General features: G+C 35.7%; 21 protein-coding genes. 6 read left to right on the top strand and 15 right to left on the bottom strand.

The annotated features are described in order from the left end of the window. Nucleotides 1–28 precede the first annotated feature (28 nt). The 4 genes from HU823_RS08940 to HU823_RS08925 form a co-directional block, all read right to left on the bottom strand. Nucleotides 29–700 (bottom strand): DUF4867 family protein, encoded by a 672-nt coding sequence (locus tag HU823_RS08940; protein WP_231607345.1) that lies wholly within the window; start codon nucleotides 698–700, stop codon nucleotides 29–31. A gap of 251 nt (nucleotides 701–951) precedes the next feature. After that, nucleotides 952–1,587, bottom strand: coding sequence for an FMN-dependent NADH-azoreductase (locus HU823_RS08935; protein ID WP_197221881.1), 636 nt, complete (start codon nucleotides 1,585–1,587; stop codon nucleotides 952–954). A 284-nt stretch (nucleotides 1,588–1,871) separates the two neighbouring features. Further along, nucleotides 1,872–2,012 (bottom strand): hypothetical protein, encoded by a 141-nt coding sequence (locus HU823_RS08930; protein WP_197221880.1) that lies wholly within the window; start codon nucleotides 2,010–2,012, stop codon nucleotides 1,872–1,874. A 126-nt stretch (nucleotides 2,013–2,138) separates the two neighbouring features. Then, nucleotides 2,139–2,330 carry an alpha/beta-type small acid-soluble spore protein gene (locus HU823_RS08925; RefSeq protein WP_066397779.1) on the bottom strand — a complete coding sequence of 64 codons (192 nt, stop codon included), beginning with the start codon at nucleotides 2,328–2,330 and terminating at the stop codon, nucleotides 2,139–2,141. A gap of 478 nt (nucleotides 2,331–2,808) precedes the next feature. Between HU823_RS08925 and HU823_RS08920 the strand changes: the two genes are divergently transcribed. The 4 genes from HU823_RS08920 (at nucleotide 2,809) to HU823_RS08905 (ending at nucleotide 6,711) form a co-directional block, all read left to right on the top strand. Next, nucleotides 2,809–3,489: a response regulator transcription factor gene (locus HU823_RS08920; RefSeq protein ID WP_197221879.1), complete on the top strand. Its 681-nt coding sequence runs from the start codon at nucleotides 2,809–2,811 to the stop codon at nucleotides 3,487–3,489. Beyond that, entirely contained in the window at nucleotides 3,486–4,865 is a 1,380-nt protein-coding gene (locus tag HU823_RS08915) for a sensor histidine kinase (protein WP_197221878.1), read from the top strand. Before HU823_RS08920 ends, HU823_RS08915 begins: the two co-directional genes overlap by 4 nt. Nucleotides 4,866–4,998: 133 nt before the next feature. Further along, nucleotides 4,999–6,033, top strand: coding sequence for an ABC transporter permease (locus HU823_RS08910; RefSeq protein WP_197221877.1), 1,035 nt, complete (start codon nucleotides 4,999–5,001; stop codon nucleotides 6,031–6,033). 3 nt (nucleotides 6,034–6,036) lie between these two features. Then, complete coding sequence (locus tag HU823_RS08905; RefSeq protein WP_197221876.1) at nucleotides 6,037–6,711, top strand: ABC transporter ATP-binding protein; 675 nt, start codon at nucleotides 6,037–6,039, stop codon at nucleotides 6,709–6,711. A gap of 509 nt (nucleotides 6,712–7,220) precedes the next feature. Here the strand turns inward: HU823_RS08905 and HU823_RS08900 are convergent. The 6 genes from HU823_RS08900 to HU823_RS08875 all read right to left on the bottom strand — a co-directional run bounded on the left by HU823_RS08900 (nucleotide 7,221) and on the right by HU823_RS08875 (nucleotide 10,698). After that, nucleotides 7,221–7,550 carry an HIT domain-containing protein gene (locus HU823_RS08900; RefSeq protein WP_144697962.1) on the bottom strand — a complete coding sequence of 110 codons (330 nt, stop codon included), beginning with the start codon at nucleotides 7,548–7,550 and terminating at the stop codon, nucleotides 7,221–7,223. A 495-nt stretch (nucleotides 7,551–8,045) separates the two neighbouring features. Further along, nucleotides 8,046–8,753 carry a DNA alkylation repair protein gene (locus HU823_RS08895; protein ID WP_144697960.1) on the bottom strand — a complete coding sequence of 236 codons (708 nt, stop codon included), beginning with the start codon at nucleotides 8,751–8,753 and terminating at the stop codon, nucleotides 8,046–8,048. A 274-nt stretch (nucleotides 8,754–9,027) separates the two neighbouring features. Then, the gene (locus tag HU823_RS08890) at nucleotides 9,028–9,309 is read right to left on the bottom strand and encodes a hypothetical protein (RefSeq protein ID WP_197221875.1); all 282 of its coding nucleotides are present in this window, start codon (nucleotides 9,307–9,309) and stop codon (nucleotides 9,028–9,030) included. 11 nt (nucleotides 9,310–9,320) lie between these two features. Then, nucleotides 9,321–9,722 carry an SHOCT-like domain-containing protein gene (locus tag HU823_RS08885; RefSeq protein WP_197221874.1) on the bottom strand — a complete coding sequence of 134 codons (402 nt, stop codon included), beginning with the start codon at nucleotides 9,720–9,722 and terminating at the stop codon, nucleotides 9,321–9,323. 12 nt (nucleotides 9,723–9,734) lie between these two features. Further along, nucleotides 9,735–10,100, bottom strand: a complete 366-nt coding sequence (locus HU823_RS08880) for a DUF2089 domain-containing protein (RefSeq protein WP_197221873.1) — start codon at nucleotides 10,098–10,100, stop codon at nucleotides 9,735–9,737. Nucleotides 10,101–10,347: 247 nt separating this feature from the next. Further along, nucleotides 10,348–10,698 (bottom strand): winged helix-turn-helix transcriptional regulator, encoded by a 351-nt coding sequence (locus HU823_RS08875; protein ID WP_197221872.1) that lies wholly within the window; start codon nucleotides 10,696–10,698, stop codon nucleotides 10,348–10,350. A gap of 191 nt (nucleotides 10,699–10,889) precedes the next feature. Here HU823_RS08875 and hxlA point away from each other — a divergent pair, with 191 nt between their 5' ends. Both hxlA and hxlB read left to right on the top strand, forming a co-directional pair. After that, nucleotides 10,890–11,522 carry a 3-hexulose-6-phosphate synthase gene (gene hxlA / locus HU823_RS08870; RefSeq protein WP_197193384.1) on the top strand — a complete coding sequence of 211 codons (633 nt, stop codon included), beginning with the start codon at nucleotides 10,890–10,892 and terminating at the stop codon, nucleotides 11,520–11,522. Between the two features lie 8 nt (nucleotides 11,523–11,530). Continuing rightward, nucleotides 11,531–12,088, top strand: a complete 558-nt coding sequence (hxlB, locus tag HU823_RS08865) for a 6-phospho-3-hexuloisomerase (protein ID WP_197221871.1) — start codon at nucleotides 11,531–11,533, stop codon at nucleotides 12,086–12,088. 99 nt (nucleotides 12,089–12,187) lie between these two features. Here the strand turns inward: hxlB and HU823_RS08860 are convergent, their stop codons facing one another. The 5 genes from HU823_RS08860 to HU823_RS08845 form a co-directional block, all read right to left on the bottom strand. Then, nucleotides 12,188–12,676 carry an NUDIX domain-containing protein gene (locus HU823_RS08860; RefSeq protein ID WP_197221870.1) on the bottom strand — a complete coding sequence of 163 codons (489 nt, stop codon included), beginning with the start codon at nucleotides 12,674–12,676 and terminating at the stop codon, nucleotides 12,188–12,190. 18 nt (nucleotides 12,677–12,694) lie between these two features. Next, the gene (locus HU823_RS08855; RefSeq protein ID WP_197221869.1) at nucleotides 12,695–13,282 is read right to left on the bottom strand and encodes a histidine phosphatase family protein; all 588 of its coding nucleotides are present in this window, start codon (nucleotides 13,280–13,282) and stop codon (nucleotides 12,695–12,697) included. Nucleotides 13,283–13,308: 26 nt separating this feature from the next. Then, entirely contained in the window at nucleotides 13,309–13,431 is a 123-nt protein-coding gene (locus HU823_RS22115) for a hypothetical protein (RefSeq protein ID WP_255548960.1), read from the bottom strand. Nucleotides 13,432–13,892: 461 nt separating this feature from the next. Then, entirely contained in the window at nucleotides 13,893–14,249 is a 357-nt protein-coding gene (locus tag HU823_RS08850; protein WP_197221868.1) for a helix-turn-helix domain-containing protein, read from the bottom strand. A gap of 213 nt (nucleotides 14,250–14,462) precedes the next feature. Further along, nucleotides 14,463–14,969 carry a DUF2716 domain-containing protein gene (locus HU823_RS08845; RefSeq protein ID WP_197222011.1) on the bottom strand — a complete coding sequence of 169 codons (507 nt, stop codon included), beginning with the start codon at nucleotides 14,967–14,969 and terminating at the stop codon, nucleotides 14,463–14,465. Between the last annotated feature and the right edge of the window lie 90 nt (nucleotides 14,970–15,059).

Genomic DNA, 15,059 nt, shown 5'->3' with positions numbered 1-15,059 from the left:
GAACACCCCTGTCCTTTAGTAATGATAGTTATAACAAGACTTCTATGTTGTTACCGATAATTCCAGGATAAGCTCCTTTTTCAATCAGCTGTTTTCGATCTGGATGTGCGATCAGCCATTTATTCTTCATAAAGAGCAAGTGATCTTCATCAGTACTTTTTTCACGCTCTGCTGGCGCAACTTCTAACGGTTCATTCGTTCCTTTTGGTAAAACAACAATGCATTTGAATCCTGATTCTTGAACTTTACAAGGTGCAAAGTGAAGTGTCGTCTCGTATAATTCAATTGCCGTTCCTTCAGGAATAAAGAAAGCCCTTACATTATTCGAATGAAATGTATTATTTTCGATTTCCTGTACTTTCCCAAGAAGTAGAACTAGATCAGTCACAGCTACATTGATCTCACTTCCTTTGTGATATTCAAGGCCATTTAATGTTGAATTACGACCATTGCAATACCCAATCTGGGCAGGCATCTCACCATAGAAGCAACTCTCTATTTGTTTTTTTACGGCATCGTCTTCCAGCATCGGTTCTGAAGCCACATACACATTTTCATGCTCTGGAATTTCCGTAGATTTCTTCATCGTATTGATTAAACGTGTAAAATCATAGCCTGTAATCTCTTTCCCATAACTCTTAAATGAATCATCTCTAACATGCTCAATAACAATGTTTTCTTTCATGTTAACGTGTGACAACTTATTACCTCCTCTTTTTCAAGCACGAAATAACATAGGTATCTTTAATTAAACATCACTACCTTTTGTTTTAAAAAAATTCAGTCAATATGGATGTTGCTTTTTATTCTATGAAAACGCATCCAAAATTGCAAGGAGTTTTTTACATACAATTGTTTACAAATCTTCGAATCACTCGGCATACAAGGACTTTTCAATTTAAAAAACTTGCAGACATCGTCTACAAGTTTCTTTCTGAAGCTTCCTAACCATTAAAACGTATGTGCGGAATCTTTAGCACGAGCAATCGCATTTTCTTTAATTTCATTTGCTTTATCCGGCATGGCCGCATGTCCTTCTACAAACAATCCCTGGAACGAAGGTACGCCGAAAAATTGCATGATCACGCTTAAATAACGATGCCCCATCTCCATGGCTGCTGCAGGTCCTTCTGAATAAATTCCACCGCTAGCTTGAATATGTAGAGCTTTTTTGTTCGTTAAAAGGCCAACCGGTCCTTGCTCTGTATATTTAAATGCTTTTCCTGCTACTGCCACTGAATCGATGTATGCTTTCATAACAGGTGGAAATGAGAAATTCCACATTGGCGATACGAATATATATTTATCGGCAGATACAAACTGCTCACAAAGCTCTGAAAGTCTTCCTACTTTCGCTTTTTCTTCGGAAGACAGCTCCTCAAATCCTTTACCAGATTGCAGTTTCCCCCATCCACTAAATACATCAAGGTCGATGTGAGGAATGTTCTCTTTATACAAATCCACGTGGATCAATTCATGATCCGGGTTAACTTTTTTGTATTCATCAATAAATGCTTTTCCAACAGCCATGCTGTAAGAGACTTGATCATCATGAGGATGCGCTGTAATATATAATACCTTTGTCATGTAATTCGACTCTGCCTTTCTGTTTGTTATTTCTTCTTATGATTGTTGTTGCTTTTAAGTATTGTGTCTCCCTTGAAAGTTGTTTGAAGTGGAAGGTGCGAGATCCTCGAAAATTAAACGTCAAATTTTCTTCGTGCGATGTTTCGCTGCCGAAGCCTTCCTTGTCCTGCGGGACAGGTGGGCAGGTGAGACACTTAAGAGTGAAACGAACGAATGTGGCTCACCGCCTGCCCCGCGGAAAGCGAGCAACCTGGAACGGAAAACAACTACTCCCAAAAGCAGCTTTAGGAATGATTAAAAGGATTCCCAGCAATGTTCGCCCTCACTTCATCTGTTAAAAGAAAAGGCTCTTGCAAAAGGTTATCGTTGAAAACTTCATGGTTTAAAAGACTCCCATCATAGTGAGTCGGCTTATCTTCATTCATCTAAACATTCACCTCCAACAGAGATAGTTTAAACGGTTGTTTAACATTTGATTCATCACGCATTTTTCTAACGACATAAAAAAAGCTATCTGCACAAACAGATAGCCATAGCAAAAGATTTTAAAATTAGTAGCGTTGTCCGCCTAAAGCTTGTGCTACAAGACGCTTAGTGATTTCTCCACCTACAGATCCGTTAGCACGTGAAGTAGTGTCTGGTCCAAGGTTTACACCGAACTCAGAAGCGATCTCATACTTCATTTGATCAAGAGCTCCTTGAGCTCCAGGTACTGATAATTGGTTGCTGTTGTTTTTAGCCATTTAATTCACCTCCCTTTCTTTTCTAATCTTAGAATCCCACTAACTTACAATCTTATTCATAAACTCAGAAAATTTTTTTCAATGTTTCATTAGGTGCATGTGTATTTTAAGTTCCAAAAGTGATTTGATACAGTTTGTCCAAACATTTTAGACAAGTTTGCATAAGATACTAGAGAAGAGAGGATACACCGAATATTCTCTTTTCCGAAGTTCTATATGGGGGGAATTCATTGTGAGTTTCATTAGTATCTTAAACGGGGTTCTATCTTCTAAAAAACGTGCTAAAAGCAAGAAAAACAAGAAGAGAATCGGCTAACCCAATCAATTAAAGCCACAAAAAAAGCTAGCCTTATGGTTAGCTTTTTTGCTGTGGTTAAGTTGTTGAAGTTAAGCTGATATTTGTGAATATCAACCATTTCGGATAGACTAATGTTGCTTATACAACAACCTATTTGATTCTCATTAGGAGGATTACATCGTGACCCATATTTTAATTGTAGATGATGATAAAAATATACTTGAGCTCGTGCATTATCATCTGAGTGAAGCAGGGTATCAAGTCTCTCAAGCTAAAGATGGCATTGAAGCATTAGACATCTTACGCCTTAAGAGGTTTGATCTCGCTGTAGTTGATGTGATGATGCCCTATATGGACGGTTTTTCGTTAACAAAAGAAATACGAGAAAAATACGATATCCCTGTCATCTTACTAACATCCAAAAATCAAATTGAAGACAAAGAACAAGGCTATCTATCGGGAACAGATGATTATCTAGTAAAGCCGTTTGAAGCAAGGGAATTACTCTTTCGTATTAAAGCACTCTTAAGACGATACGATAAACACCAAGATGATGAATCCGTCATTACCCTTGGACATACAACGGTAAACAAAAAAAGCTATGAAGTTCATATTAACAACCGAACGATTCTACTACCACTGAAAGAGTTTGAACTGCTTTATTTTTTTATGTCGAACCCTATGCAAGCTTTCACACGAGATCAGCTCATACATCACATTTGGGGTATCGATTATGAAGGGGACGAACGTACGGTAGATGTACATGTGAAAAGGTTAAGAGAACGGTTTTCCAAACTGACAGATGACTTTCAAATCAAAACGGTACGTGGAGTTGGTTATTTATTGGAGGGGAAAAAATGAAGTCGCTGTATACCAAATTTGTCGTCATAACGATCGGCATCATGCTTTTAAGCGGTGTGTTAGCCTTTGTTGCCTCCAATACATACTATCAACAAAAATTAAAACCGGCTAATGATCAAAAAAACACAAAGATTGCGCTTGAGATGGCTGCCTTTGTAGAAGAACACCCTGACATCAACCTGAACGAATACTTGAAGAACTTATCTTCCATTGGTTATCAAATCTACCTTGCAGAAAAAACAGGAAAGGAAACCTACTTTGGGGCAAAATTTCGTAACACTACACTTCATTCTTCAACAAAAGACAGTGTATTAAATGGTGAGGTCTATCATGGAATCCTTCATTTTCCAAAACAAACATTCGTAACTGGTTTTTTTGCAAACGAATTAAGTAATTCGATCGGTGTTCCGCTAACGCATCGCGGTGAAAATTATGCACTGTTTATTCGACCTGATATTAAACTTCTTTTTAATGAGATGCATGTATTATTTGGCTGGCTTTTTGGCTTGATGATTGTCCTCAGTATTTTGATGGTAATCATAAGTGCAAAATATTTAGTAAAACCAATATCAAAATTAACCATTGCTACAAAGTCACTCTCACAAGGAAGTTATTCTGTTGAGCTCGATACGAAGCGCAGCGATGAATTAGGTGTGCTTTCTCAGAGCTTCAAACAGATGGCCCGAAAGCTAGAACAATCAGATGAGATGCGAAAAGAATTCATTTCAAATATTTCTCATGACATACAGTCTCCACTATCCAATATAAAAGGTTACACCAACCTGTTAGAAAAAGAAGAGCTGAGTTCAAACAATCGAATGCAATACGTAACAGTTATAAACGGTGAGATCAGTAGACTGTCGAACTTAACGAAACAATTATTACTTCTTGCATCATTAGATCGAAACGAAGATATCCTACAGAAAAAAACGTTCAATCTGTCACAACATATTAAAGAACTCATTCGAAATTATCAATGGTTAATAAATGAAAAAGGAATCATGCTTAGCTATTCCTTACCTGATACCGAGTTCTTCGGCGATCCTTCACTATTGAATGCCGTATGGGATAACCTTTTGACCAATGCCATTAAATATAATAACCCTGATGGAAGTATTGAGATAGCTGTTGATGCGAGAGAAAATTCAATTTTCATCACCTTTAAAGATACTGGGATAGGCATGAACGAGAAAGAAGTGGAAAGAATTTTTGACCGTTTTTATCGAGCTGATGTTGCCCGGTCGCGAACCGTTGACGGGACTGGTCTTGGTCTATCCATCGTTGCTACAATTGTGAAACTTCACGGTGGTCATACAGATGTGAAGAGCAGGGAAAATGAAGGAACTTCGGTTGTGGTTGAATTACCTAGAGATTAATTAATTTCAAATATGTCAGGCATTATTAATGGAACACATTGATGATGCCTGTTTTTTTTGTAACTTGTTATTCATTCTCCGTTCATATAAGGATTCTAAACTAAGGATGTAAATAGATTGGAGGAGAGATGTTATGAACATCGCATGGAAAGAAATCAAGAAAAATAAAATGAGGTTTTTCATATTAGGATCCATCATCTTTCTCGTTAGTTTGTTAACGTTTATTATTTCTGGTTTGGCCAATGGATTATCACAAGATAATGCTTCCTTGATAAAAGATTTGCCGAGTGGGCATTTTTATATGAATGAAGATGCAGAAGAAAATTATAATCTTTCGAGGATTGATGATCGAATTCGAGAACAACTGGTACAAGAACAAAAGGATGCTGTTGCCTTCTCTATACAGATGGGCTTTTTAAATGATGAGAGTGATAAAGAACGAAGTGTTGCTTTTGTCACTTCTACCGATTCAAAATGGTTCGAGCAAGTAGGTCCCGGAGAAATCATTCTGGACCGTTCATTAGAGAAAGAAGGTATGAAAGTCGGAGATACCTTAACACATAAACAATACAAGAGCTCGTTCGTTGTAAAAAAGTTTGTAGACCAAAAAAAGTTTAGTCACGCTCCAGTTGCTTATATAAATAAAGAGGTTTACAACGAAATTTACCGTGCTGAAGAAATGCAGCTCCTCTTTACTCCTGGTGAAGATTCAACTCAAAACATAAAAGGTCTACAATCTTTTTCAAATAAAGAGTTTCTTAACACCATTCCAAGCTACAGTGCAGAACAAATGTCTTTAAATATGATCGTGTGGTTTCTGATCGTGATTAGCGGTTTGCTGTTCGGTATCTTTTTCTATATGATGAACGTTCAAAAGATTGGGCTCTATGGCATTTTAAAAGCAATCGGAGTAAAAACAAGTGATCTTTTTAAAATGATGTGGACACAGATGTTGTTTATCACGATCCTATCCCTTACGCTTTCTGTTGGTTCTAGCCAACTATTCAACAAAGTCGCACCTGAAGATATGCCTTATCATTTAACGAATGAAACCACCCTACAACTGTCTATCGTCTTCCTGGTGATTGGATTTATTGGAGCTACGCTATCTGGTTTACAAATCAAACGAGTTGAACCTTTACAAGCCGTACAACAAGGAGAGGTTTAAGAGATGGATATCTTTACGATTGATGAATTACGAAAAACGTTTACGAATGGCGAAATGAAAGAAGAGATATTAAAAGGAATAAGCCTTACTCTTAAAGAAGGCGAGATTACAGCGTTAGTCGGTCCATCTGGATCTGGTAAGAGTACCCTGCTAACCATTGCTGCAGGGCTGCAACCCGCATCAGATGGAAAGATTTTATTTAATGACAACAACATCACATCAATGACAGCAGAGCAAGTTCGAGTTATACGAGCGAAGAAATTCGGTTTTGTGTTTCAATTTGCGCACCTTGTCCCCTTTTTAACTGTTCGGGAGCAATTAAGCTTCATGTTAGATGTATCTGAAGTGAAAATGAAAAATGAAAAACGCGAACAAGAAATTGATTACATTTTAGAACGTGTTGGTTTATCCCAACGAAAACATGCTTATCCCTCTTCTTTATCTGGTGGAGAGAAACAACGCGTCGCTATCGCTCGAGCGGTTATCCATAAACCGAGAGTTCTCTTTGCAGATGAACCGACTGCAAGTCTGGATTCAAAGAAATCTAAAGAGATTATGTCACTCATCCAGGATCTAACGAAAACCTTAAACCTTACGACTCTTATGGTCACCCATGACGAGGAAATGCTTTCTTATGTTGATCATGTAGTTAAAATGAGCGATGGTTTGGTTGTGTAGATTAAATGTAAAGAGCTATGGATCTGTTCATAGCTTTTTTTTATTAATGATCACTTCCATTTGCAGCAGAGAATTCAGTAACTAATGAATGATGATTTTATGGTGATGTTCAGAAGGAGTGAAATATCGCTAGTACACAAATGAAACCTATTGTAAGATATGTCTAGAGATTCTTAATCAATTGTAGATTCTTTTAGTAGAGAGGAATTGATTGGTGATTACAAAAAAGTATTCATATTCTATTACTTTTACGTTGTGGCTCATGACAGTATTGTACTTTCTATATAAATACTCATCAGGCGCTGGATATTGGAAAAACCCCTTACTATTATCTATTTTCTTTTACATTTTGATGATTGTATTAAATAAAGGTTTCGACAAAAAAATAATCTATCTTAGCCTGTTCTATATCTTGTTTTTGATCCTTTTTATTTTAGAATTATTTTTTTCTTTAAAAAATTTAGCTATCGTTCATTCATATCTTTCTTTCTAATCTATTCCTTACTTACCTAACCTTTTGGTTTTCCTGAAACAATGTGCCAATGCAAATGTTTGGAATCCTGATAATCACCCAAATTCGTAATTACTCGACAAGCTCCATGCTCATCTGTAACTTTGCCGGCTATCTCTTTTACGACACTCATTAGTTCTAGCAATAACTCGTTATCACGTTCATCTAATGTGATCAAAGACGAGATATGTTTTTTAGGTATGGCCACAATGTGAATGGGGTAAAAAGGTCTAGTATGATAGTAAGCTAGCACCTTTTCTGTTTCTTTTACTTTTTCCACTTGAGTTTTGCCACTCAATACTTCATCACAATAAAAATCCTGTGTCATTGAGAACCCCCTTCTTAGAAATCTTTCTACTAAATATCTTTTGAAAATCGAAAGATCGTGTAATTCTTTCTCCAGATATTACTCTTAACATTAATATCTCCTTGCTCACCTTCAAAAAAGTAAAGAATGATTTACTTGCTTAACGGGAAATGGGTCATACAAAAACTTAAAAAACATAATACCTGTAAGGAACAACAACGTTAAAATAAAAATAAACTGCCGTCTATTCTTAACAATAGCAGCTCTCCTCAACCTTCTAAAAATAGTACCAGCATTTTTTAAAAATTTTTAGTAACTTCTATTTCTTTCTAATTCTTTTTATAAGAGAGATAATCAAGGGAATTACGATCACTGGTGTAAACACGATAACTATTTCAGTGTATGTTCTTCCTTGTTGGAATCTGCTCCAATAAAGAATGAAAGCAATAATAAGTATACTAAATACTGTGATCATCCTGTCACGGTTCATTGTTACCTCCTTTAGTAGTAAAAATCCTAACACCTTACATATTTTCGCTTAAAACCAACCTGACCTCGGTCTATCGCCTTTTGAATATTTTCAGAAGCAAGTAGATACTTCGTTTTTTTCTTGTCCTGACTCATTTCAACTGGTCCTATAGCTTTTGCTGTATCAACCGCTTTTTCATGTAATGGCACATAGGATATCCCTACTGTATAAACAAAATTATTCATTGAGGATTTTGTACGTTCGGGAGCATCATGAATGGTATTTTTTACGATCTCAAGCATATTTTCTATCTTCGTTGTGGAGAATTCGCTGTCTGGTCGATTTCCTAATAACCAGCAGTAACAACTCCAACCTGCTGACATTCTAAGCTCTTCACCACTTGCAATCCATTTATCAGCAACCTCTTGTGCTATTTCAGTTTCAGAAAGAGTGACGGCTACTACATAATCGGACAACATATAAAAATAAGCTCCATCGATCCAACGCTCAAAATCATTTTCAGTCATTATGGCTGGATCTGCTATAATTCCTGCAAAATACATCGCATCGTAATTTCCTGTCGCATAAAGATCTTCAGCTAATGGTTGATTTTTTTTGATCTTTTTAGCTATTGGCTTCATAGCACCAGTACCTACGCCAAACACCGGTTCTTTGGCACCGTTTGATATATAGATTTTCTTTGTCCGTTCCTTGCTAAGAGCTTCAAGTTCCTGCATCACATCTTTTGCATTCATCTATTGCACATCCTTCTTAGTTTTTACGTATTGAGTAGGAAAAGGGCACGGCTAGTTTTTACTGAGCTAAAAACTTTATCGTTAACTATCCCATTCTCTTCTTCTCGACTGCTTATTCATATTCCTCTTTCATCGACAATCAACTTATGCATAAAAAAGAGCGCTTTTTCCACTACAGAAAAGCACCCATTTAGTTTAACTATTTATTTATCTTGTTTTTGTTTATGAATGCTTTTGCAGAATCAGAAACCTTTAAAAAGTGTTATTACTTATTTTATAATCTCACAATCACTTCAGTTCCATCTTGTGCTTTCACATTAACGAGCTCTAATCCTTTGTGCTTTCTTAACTCTTTAATAATACGTTTCAGTTCTGATTTATCTATGGAAGGGAAAGAAAAATTCATGTTTTTCTTTTCTAGATGAGGTTTCGACCATTTGTTTGCTTGACGAATTAACACTTTAGAAGTAATAATGGATATCCCTATATTTAACAGGACATAAGGGACAGGAATTGAGAACTTTGCCTCTTTTGTTTTCACATTTACATGTAACATGTTAGCAACCTCTACTCAATCGTAATTGAAACGGTATCCCCGTTTGCTGATTTCACATCAACAATCTGTCCATCCAATTCGTTTTCAATGGCTTCAAGTATCAGATTAATATCAATATCTTTTACATATTGTTCGGATTGGGGAATCTTTAGAGCAATGTTGTGACCTGCTGCTAATACAACCTTTACTAACTTGATCGGGAGGTTTACATTCACGTTGTCACTTTCAGATACAACGCGTATTTTCAACGTTTTGTCGCTGTAATTAGAAGATGTTTGAGATGTGTAGCTTAATGGCTTAACAGCAGCACCATGTTCTTTTTCTTGTAAGACCTGAATTAATTCTGAACCTTTATCCGTATCGATTTTACCTTCTTGAACCATCGTTAAAACTTTCTCAATCTCACTTTTCATTTTCTAATCCCCCTATTCTTCCTTAAGCATTTTAATTGCTTCATCTGGAGAAATCTCGCCACGTTCAAGCATCGTAACAATCTTTTTCTCGTCTACCTCATTCTTCTTTTTAAATTCGTAACCTAATGAAGATGCAATGTCATTCAGCTTGCCTCGAACCGTTGGATACGAGATCCCTAGCTCTTTTTCGACCTCTTTAATATTGCCTCTGCATACAAGAAAGACTTCCACAAAATGAAGCTGTTCTTTTGATAGTGACGCAAATTTAGATAATTCGAATTCGTTCTCAATTGTCGTATGACAATGTGAGCAGTGAAGTTTTGTAATCTTTAATGTTTGTGAACAAACTGGACAATTTGTAAGTAATGGGTGAGCCATCTCATTCTCCTTTCTTATCAGTTAATTTTATTATATATCATAAATCAATAAATTTAAGAAAAATATTTAAATTCTTTTAATTAATTATTAAAAATATAAATTACAATCATAATAATATTAACCTTTCTGTTCTTCAAAGTTAATTTCTCCGATTAAGAAAAGAGACCTTCTTTAATGGAAAGTCTCTTCTTTATGTTTGTATGTTCAATACTTACTCATAATATTAACCCTATTTGTTCATCGGAGATTAATCATCCGTATCCTTTTCCAATACATTTTCAATATAGTCTTTGCCCCATTCATACATCGCCTCTAAAATCGGCAATAATCTTTCTCCATGCTCAGTAAGGGAATATTCCACTTTTGGTGGAACTACAGGATAAACTTCTCGATGTACGATTAAATGATCTTCCAGTTCTCGTAATTGGTTTACAAGCATCCTCTGAGTTATACCTGGCATAAGAGTCTTTAATTCACCAAATCTTTTCGTTCCTTCCTTGCCTAGGTGCCACAGAATCAACATTTTCCATTTACCACCTATTACTGCAAGAGTTAATTCCTTTTCACAGTTAAAGTCCTTATCTCCTAAATTAGGCATCTACATCCATTCTCCTTTATTTCATCCAATAGTATACTTTTTGTAACTATATGCGGAAAAAGTGCGTACTTTAAATTTATTTATATACTGAGTATACTAAACAGCGTGCTAGTAAGTAAATGAATATTAACATTTACACCCAGCCACGCAGCGCAACAAAATAAAATTATCTATAAGGAGAGATTATATAAATGAAATTACAATTAGCATTAGATCTTGTGGATATCCCAGGAGCAATTGAATTAGTAAAAGAGGTAGAAGAGTATATTGATGTCGTAGAAATTGGTACACCAGTGGTAATTAATGAAGGTCTTAAAGCAGTAAAAGAAGTTAAAGCTGCATTTCCTAACTTAACTGTTTTAGCTGACTTGAAAATTATGGATGCAGCTGGATATGAAGTAAGCCAAGCATCTGCTGCAGGTGCAGACATCATAACGATTCTCGGAACCGCAGAAGACGAGTCGATTAAAGGCGCAGTAGAAGAAGCTAAAAAACAAGGTAAACAAATCCTTGTCGACATGATTGCGGTAAAAGACATTGCAGTCCGTGCTCAAGAATTAGACGAACTTGGTGCCGATTATATCTGTGTACACACAGGCTACGATCTGCAAGCTGTAGGTAAAAATTCATTCGAAGATCTACACACTATTAAGAGCGTTGTAAAAAATGCTAAAACGGCAATTGCCGGTGGAATCAAATTAGAAACACTCCCAGAAGTGATTAAAGAAAACCCTGACCTGATTATTGTGGGTGGCGGTATCACAAGCAAAGATGATAAACGAGCTATTGCACGTAAAATGCAGGAATTAATTAAACAAGGTTAATTTTAACGATGAAGACTACTCAATATTTAGCTGCAGTCGTTGAAGAATTAAGCCAAACGGTAAACTTAATCTCTGATGAAGAAACAGAGAATTTAGTAGATCGAATCTTAGAATCCAAAAAAATCTTTGTGGCTGGTGCTGGCAGGTCTGGATTTATGGGTAAATCTTTTGTGATGCGGATGATGCACATGGGGATTGATGCTTACGTAGTTGGTGAAACAGTAACAGCTTCCTTCGAAAAGGACGATCTATTAATCATTGGGTCAGGTTCAGGAGAGACCAAAACGCTAGTTACTATTGCTGAAAAAGCTAAAAGCTTGGGAGGAACGGTAGCAGCGATCACCATTTCTCCTGAATCAACTATTGGAGAATTAGCAGATATTACTGTTAGACTACCCGGAGTAACGAAAGACCAATCTGAAGGTGATTTCAATACTATTCAACCGATGGGATCTCTATTTGAGCAAACGATGTTGTTAATTTATGATGCCATTATCTTACGTTTTATGGAGAAAAAAGGATTAGATTCTAATAAAATGTATGGCAAACATGCAAATCTCGAATAGAAGAAAATATGCAGGAATGGCCACAACTTTAGATTGTGGCCTTTTTTGTATATTTGTATAGTAGTAGCTACAAGATTTCCAAGAACTTGACGGACGGAATTACATTAGGCTAGATGTCTTATCCAAAAGTTTATGTTCTTCAAGAAAATCAATGTTTTTTTTCTTGCTCGCATATTCTTTTATTTGCTTTCCAATGTTCGCATAAAGCTCTAGATTTTCGAGCTCTGAAAGAGGAACCCACTTAACAGCCGTTTGATTTGGATCAGGCTTTTCCGGTAATCTGGGCTTAGATCCACTTTTCGATGTACAATCAAACAGCATGACTAACGTGTGTGTTTGACCATATTTATTTTCGTTAAGATGGGGAGCGTACTCATAGACAAAAGCTAACGGACCAACTTCTACATCAATACTAGCTTCTTCTCTCGCCTCCCGCTTTACAGCTTCAATCAACGATTCATGAGGTTCCGCTCCACCAGCTGGGAGATCATAAAAAATTCCTCGATAAGGATCATTAAACTCCGTTAATAAGATTTCATTATTTTGAATAATGAGCGCACCCACTCTTACTCGTATATGATAGGTCATTTCTTTAATCCCCCGCTATCAAGTAAAATTCGTTAAAGCTTTCTCCCATACTCTTTCAACACTTACTAGATCCTCGTTATTGAATTCCAGTCTATATATATCAGGTTTTGTTGTGCTGTAAAGAAATTTTAAGTCAAATGAAGGATTGAAATAATTCATCATTAAAGTCATAACGGCACCATGAGTTCCGATCACCATATTTTTATCTTGATACGTACGTAAGAGTTCCTTCAAAACTAGTACTGCCCTCTTTTGACAAGCAGCATTTGATTCGCCATTCTCAAGATAGAAGGTGAAGTCTTCAAAGGATTTTTCTAGAAGAGGACCGAGCTCTTTATCATCTAACCTATTGGCACTAGAAGAAAATACTCTTTCTCTCAGATCCTCCATAACCATTACTTCTTTCCCTGTATGTAGAGCTACCTGTTCTACCGTTAAAATAGAACGGAGGTAAGGGCTTGAGACAACAACATCAATCTCCTTATCTCTTAATAGTTCAGCCAATCGCTGAGCATCTTGATAACCTTTTTCCGTTAATCCTCTCGTCCGTTCATTGCCCTCTTTTGGTGAGTCACCATGCCTTACCATATACACTGTTGTACTCATGGGATTCCTCCTATGTTGGCTTTCAATTATTTCTTTTTCTGACCTCCAAAAGTCGCTCCACCAATCAACATCAATCCAAAAGTACCCGCTAATAAAATGAACGCATATGTAATAAGCATTCCAATAAATATAAATAGAATTAATTTCACTAATACTCCCCCTATAGTAATACCAATTATTTCAAATTAGTGAGTGTATAGCAATTTTTAATTCTTTCAGTTTACTATCACTAAAAAAGACCTTACCAATAAGGCACGGTCCAACAACAACAACAACAACCAAACATTTGGGGGTGACTGGAAATTATATATTTCGTATACTTCGGCGGTTATTTACCTATGATTTTTCCCTCTAGCTTTCTTTTCATAATATTCATACCTTTTTTCATGAATACGTTTTTGTTCCTGCTCCCATTTGACTATTTTAATAATAGAAAGTATTAATAAGATGGGAACTATGATAGGAAAAAAAATGAACGCTAAAAATAAGCTAAACCAAGTGATTTCAAGTCCCACCAATAAAATCCCCTCAAATCATTAAAATTCCTGCAGCGGCCATTACTGGTCTAAATAACCATCTTATAGAGCACTCGCATCCTATTGTTGAATATCTAATTATTATGATTTATGTATTCTAACCACTTATCTATCTCTTTTTTTAAAAACCTGTATTCATTATCTAACTTTATATAAGGAATAAACTCATATGTCTCATAACTACTCATATTAGCCTTATCTTTATCGTCATTATAAATAATGCTTTCAATTGAACCTTCACTTATTTGAAGATATGCAGATAGTTGTTTTATAGTCATTACATTAGGAGTAGAAACTGTCTCTTCATTTTGAAAATTTAAATCGTTTGATTTAGTTGCATTACCTGATAGACCATCTCTTAAAATTAATGATGCTATTATAAGAGAAGTGCCTAAAATAATTGCACTTAGTGAATGCACTAATGACTTCATCTAATTAACTCCTTATTTGTTTTATAATAAATGTTAAGCTTAAAAGAGTTGTTCCACCTTCCAATTCAATATTTTCCATATTATTACATTATACCTTATTAAAAATAAAAAGTGCACATCTTATTTAAGATATGCACCCGATTGTTGGATAGCTCTTTATAAGAATGTGCCCATTAGCACATTAAGAAAAGGACTAGCAAGTCATGTGTAAGATTAACCTCTCCGTAAAATAGTATTAAACATTCTAGGATTATGCTTTTTAAATGTTTGGATAAGATCATCACCATATATAGTTATGGTCTGGTCCCAGGGATGACCTAACAATCCCCAGTTGAATTCCTTTTGTATAAAGAAGTAATAATCCCCATCAGGAAAAATAGGTATTGTCCACTCATGAAATTCTTCGTCTTTTGGAAACTCTAAAAAGGGATTTACCCAGTATGAATGGTGTTGCCAATCTAAAGCATAAAAATATTCATCATTATTCGTTAATTCTTTAAATGCAAACAATGATTTCTCTTCAAGGTCTTTATAAATCTCATCAAATTCTTTAAAATCTCCTGACCAATTACTATAAACTGAAATATCGTATGTAATGAATGGGCTTGGTACTTTAAACAATGGAAATTTAGTAATACTAGGTTTGAATTTAAAATCTTTATGAACCTTTTGCCATACTGCTTTTTCTTCTGATTTACTAAGTTCAATCCAATTATTAATGTTTGATCCCCCCAAAACACTGCTCATCAATAAGGTTAACATTACCATTTATGCCCTTAAATTCAATAAAAAGAGCACTTCTCCTTCTTG

The organism is Fictibacillus sp. 18YEL24 (assembly GCF_015903855.1).
Lineage (GTDB): Bacteria > Bacillota > Bacilli > Bacillales > Fictibacillaceae > Fictibacillus > Fictibacillus phosphorivorans_C.
The sequence above is the reverse complement of the archived record's forward strand: the minus strand, read 5'-3'. Positions and strand labels throughout refer to the sequence as shown.

Bases quoted from the DNA above. Each gene is read 5' to 3' on its own strand.
- HU823_RS08935 (WP_197221881.1), bottom strand. From the start codon at position 1,587: ATGACAAAGGTATTATATATTACAGCGCATCCTCATGATGATCAAGTC.
- HU823_RS08930 (WP_197221880.1), bottom strand. From the start codon at position 2,012: ATGAATGAAGATAAGCCGACTCACTATGATGGGAGTCTTTTAAACCAT.
- HU823_RS08925 (WP_066397779.1), bottom strand. From the start codon at position 2,330: ATGGCTAAAAACAACAGCAACCAATTATCAGTACCTGGAGCTCAAGGA.
- HU823_RS08915 (WP_197221878.1), top strand. From the start codon at position 3,486: ATGAAGTCGCTGTATACCAAATTTGTCGTCATAACGATCGGCATCATG.
- HU823_RS08910 (WP_197221877.1), top strand. From the start codon at position 4,999: ATGAACATCGCATGGAAAGAAATCAAGAAAAATAAAATGAGGTTTTTC.
- HU823_RS08905 (WP_197221876.1), top strand. From the start codon at position 6,037: ATGGATATCTTTACGATTGATGAATTACGAAAAACGTTTACGAATGGC.
- HU823_RS08900 (WP_144697962.1), bottom strand. From the start codon at position 7,550: ATGACACAGGATTTTTATTGTGATGAAGTATTGAGTGGCAAAACTCAA.
- HU823_RS08895 (WP_144697960.1), bottom strand. From the start codon at position 8,753: ATGAATGCAAAAGATGTGATGCAGGAACTTGAAGCTCTTAGCAAGGAA.
- HU823_RS08890 (WP_197221875.1), bottom strand. From the start codon at position 9,309: ATGTTACATGTAAATGTGAAAACAAAAGAGGCAAAGTTCTCAATTCCT.
- HU823_RS08885 (WP_197221874.1), bottom strand. From the start codon at position 9,722: ATGAAAAGTGAGATTGAGAAAGTTTTAACGATGGTTCAAGAAGGTAAA.
- HU823_RS08880 (WP_197221873.1), bottom strand. From the start codon at position 10,100: ATGGCTCACCCATTACTTACAAATTGTCCAGTTTGTTCACAAACATTA.
- HU823_RS08875 (WP_197221872.1), bottom strand. From the start codon at position 10,698: ATGCCTAATTTAGGAGATAAGGACTTTAACTGTGAAAAGGAATTAACT.
- hxlA (WP_197193384.1), top strand. From the start codon at position 10,890: ATGAAATTACAATTAGCATTAGATCTTGTGGATATCCCAGGAGCAATT.
- hxlB (WP_197221871.1), top strand. From the start codon at position 11,531: ATGAAGACTACTCAATATTTAGCTGCAGTCGTTGAAGAATTAAGCCAA.
- HU823_RS08860 (WP_197221870.1), bottom strand. From the start codon at position 12,676: ATGACCTATCATATACGAGTAAGAGTGGGTGCGCTCATTATTCAAAAT.
- HU823_RS08855 (WP_197221869.1), bottom strand. From the start codon at position 13,282: ATGAGTACAACAGTGTATATGGTAAGGCATGGTGACTCACCAAAAGAG.
- HU823_RS08850 (WP_197221868.1), bottom strand. From the start codon at position 14,249: ATGAAGTCATTAGTGCATTCACTAAGTGCAATTATTTTAGGCACTTCT.